This window comes from Methanosarcina spelaei (genome assembly GCF_002287235.1).
GTDB lineage: Archaea > Halobacteriota > Methanosarcinia > Methanosarcinales > Methanosarcinaceae > Methanosarcina > Methanosarcina spelaei.
Genome location: NZ_LMVP01000175.1, coordinates 1 through 3,626, shown reverse-complemented (window position 1 = coordinate 3,626; position 3,626 = coordinate 1). Strand labels below are relative to the sequence as shown.

The following is a 3,626-nucleotide window of genomic DNA, read 5'->3' as shown; positions in this document are numbered from 1 at the left end:
GGTAAATACCTTCATATCTCGAGCATTTCCAACTATTACAGGTAGATGCTTTATCAAAGAATCATAAATAGGAACCCAGAAATCACTTGTTGACTCACATGCAACAACATTACATTTTTCGGATATTACCCAATTTTTAAGGGCTAAAATTCCTTCGTCATCTCTGTTGAAACGTTGCTGTTGTTTTTCGCCAGATCTACTGAGAATTGTAGCAATGAAAAAGATTTTGTGAATGTCTAGACCACAAGCTTTGTTTATGACTTCAATCATATAACATCACCCAATTTATTTGGGCAGTCGAATTGCCTAAAAGGCCAATTTAGCATCCGTGATCAAAGTCACATTTGAGCCTTCGATGGCAATTCACTGATTAGTTTTCTGACGGTTTTGAAAAACCAAAATAAGGACAACCTTACTGCCCAAGGTAATAAGGGCTTAATAGTCAAAAAAGAGGGCGTAGAGTATTTTCATTGATTTGTGCATGTTATTCGAAGAATTTCATGTACGTTTTCTTACTTTTTGTTATTTAAGAGGCGAGTTCACTTTTTCTAGCTACTTCACGATGTGCATCATATCACTTTTCCAGGTTATGTGGTATAGATACAAAAGAAGTTTAGATGCAAAATATTAGACGAGTTAATATAAATTCACAGAAAAGTTTTCTGAACTGCATAAACAGGTAAAACAAACTGAGAAAAGTTTGTGAGCGGGCTGGAGAGTTTGGGGAATAGTTGGGGGAAATAGTTGGGGGATATTGTTTGGGGGTTATACTATGGAAAAGAGACCCGCTCACTCGACATGAATACCTATTCATCTTATAAATAACTTTTCATTTCTATAGTATATAGTTATAATTCAAAGTTTATATTTATTTGTTTTTTTCTGACTAGAAATTTTATTCTCAATTAAAGGCCTATAATACCATCGAGTGAAGTTAAGATGCGAACCTGTTCAACTCCACTTTTTTATCTTTTTGTACTAAATAAGTTGCTTTTTCTAAATGAGTCTCCGGAGTTATTTTCACGGCCAGAAATCTAGGTTCGTTTTCTAGTCTGTACAATAGAATTGTATAACTTAGATCTTGAAATTAGTTCCCTAAATATATTTTTCTATTTGATGAGAATAAGATGAGCGGGTTGGGGAGTATGAATTGGGGTGTTGAGTGTTGGGGTTATCATATAAAAGAAAGACCCGCTCACAAGTTACTTCATGTAATCTCCTATAAATATCTTTTGCTTAGCTTTTCTAACTGTTCAAAATTATCTCATTTCTGTGTATAATAAGAGTAAATAGGGCGGTTAATAACAGATTATTCTCAATTTAATACTTTATACGTAAATATATATTCATTACCAAAGATAATATAAGAAATAAGTCTTAAGAACTAATAAAACAATTTAATATAAAAAATAATGATAATATATAAGCAAAATATAATTTACATCAAAAAATACGCTATTATATTAATACTTTGATCACCCAGTGCAGTACCATTATTATATAAGGCAGCCGCAGTCTTATTTAGTTTAACTAAGATTTATTTGATAAAATAGGGTTTTATTTTATGTAATAACTTATTTTCAGATAGGCTCTGGTTTTCTCTCCTAACAAAAGAGATATATATAACTAGTGACATTTTGGTCTTGCTCTTAGAGCGATTCTGCAAATGTAGGCAAAAAGGGCTCGTGGTCTAGTCGGTCATGACATCGCCTTTACACGGCGGGGATCCTGAGTTCGAATCTCAGCGGGCCCATTCACTTTCTTTTCTTTATTTTCTGTTCTAAAAGTTTATTAAGCTTTCTTTAATGGTCTAAGCTTTTTCCACCCTCTAATTTTCAATCTCTATTGATGTGTGCAGACACAGTACACTAACCAATATCTAACACTTTTAGTCGGGAAAATGACATGCATATTAAAGTTTGTGTTGAATACCTTGCCAAATTTTATGATATATCAATTGTCATAAAAACAGAAGGGCATTTTAAACAGTTGCTACACGGTAGACTATAATAGAATACAGTGTAAAATATAGAAAAAAAGGATAAGACTTCGTTCCAAAGGAATAAGTAAAATATTTAACTTTCTTCAATAGTTATGAATACTATGAGTACAATGTCAAGTTCTGCTGTTACGGTATCTGGAATACCTGTTACGGTATCTGAAATACCTATTGTATATTGTGATTGCCATTATTGCCATAATCTGCATTCTTTATATCTTCTATAAGAAAAGTAAGTAATAAGGCGAAAGTATCAAAGCCGATAAAATCCAAAAAGTGGAAAACACCAGTTAGATGTCCAATATCGTGATAAAACGCATTGACTTCTATTAATTATTTAAAATCAATCGTTTCTCGGGGTCGTTTTTCCCTTTGTGAAATATACAGTTACATACAGTTACTACATAGCACTTTGTTATCATAATTTTCAGTTACACATAACACTTTGTTATCATAATTTTCAGTTACGCTTTTAAAATAAGATCTCTTGTCGCCCTCTTCAGGCTAATTAAAACTTTCTTGCCGGTTTCTGACTAAAAAAATACCTTTTTGGACAGGTTGAACAACAAGTTTTCCTTCCTTTGATGCTGGAATAGGAAATATCATAACACTCATTCCATTCAGTTCTCTACATTAGAGGCTTGTTACTACTTTGACCTTCTAACCATAAAGGTACTTTGACACATCTCTCCAATCTACTTGATCCTATAAATGCCATAAGCGAATACGCCCATAATTACAAGAACGAGAAAGCTATAAACCAGCAGAGTATTTTTCCATTACTTTATTTGCTTGATGTCTTTATAATAAAATTAATTTTTATATGCTTTATACTTTCAGGATAACCATCCTTTAGCTAAATTATCCATTAGTTGTTTAAATTTTTTAAAGAATATTAGCGTACCTATTTACGTAACTTCTCACTTTTATTTTTTATGGGTTGAGTGCCTAGCATATATTTTTTTGACTCGAATTTTATTTGAAATAACTAACTAAGAGCTGTTGCCGATTTTTTTTGCAATTCTCCTTTTTCTCTAGCCATAAAAGGGAACTCGTCAGTTTAAATCTTTTTTCTTTATAACTTGGCATTATATATAGTACTGAAATTGTTATATAGAAAGGGGAACGATAAAGATTTAGAATCTTTGTTACCTACAAAAAGATATGCTTTAATATTTTTAAAGCGTAGTACTTACAAAGATTATTTTATATCTATCGTGGGGGAGGAGTCAGTATTAAGAGAAGGAGCAGGACTGATATTGCAGTAGATATTTTAAGAGTAGCAATGAACGGAGCAAAGAAAACTCATATTGTATACGAAGTTAATTTAAACTTTAATATTGCCCAGAAATACCTTGAAATGTTAAAAGAAAAAGAGCTCATCAGACACGAAAATGGACTTTTTATCACTACTGACAAAGGAAAAGTCTTTCAGGAAATGGCTAAGGAACTCAAGCTCTAAGCTATTTTATCTTTTTTCACCTTTTATTAAATTTTCCCATTCTTTTCTATTTTCGATTTTCCAGTTTACTATACTAAAATTATACATGAAATATACTTGAACCCACTTTCCGCAGGTGCGACAAGAAGCTATACTATGAATCGCGCCATTACGCTACCTCTTCCA

Annotated in this window: 1 protein-coding gene, 1 tRNA gene and 1 pseudogene; 2 read left to right on the top strand and 1 reads right to left on the bottom strand. The window is 32.1% G+C overall.

Annotated elements, in window-relative coordinates; translation table 11 throughout:
- Window positions 1-270 (bottom strand): annotated as a pseudogene (locus ASJ81_RS10045) (IS110 family transposase); the annotation flags it as partial.
- 1,409 nt (window positions 271-1,679) lie between these two features.
- On the opposite strand from ASJ81_RS10045, the gene ASJ81_RS10040 reads away from it, so the two are divergent.
- Window positions 1,680-1,753: transfer RNA gene (locus ASJ81_RS10040), tRNA-Val, on the top strand.
- Window positions 1,754-3,284: 1,531 nt separating this feature from the next.
- Complete coding sequence (locus tag ASJ81_RS10035; protein ID WP_230627482.1) at window positions 3,285-3,461, top strand: winged helix-turn-helix domain-containing protein; 177 nt, start codon at window positions 3,285-3,287, stop codon at window positions 3,459-3,461.
- Window positions 3,462-3,626: the final 165 nt, after the last annotated feature.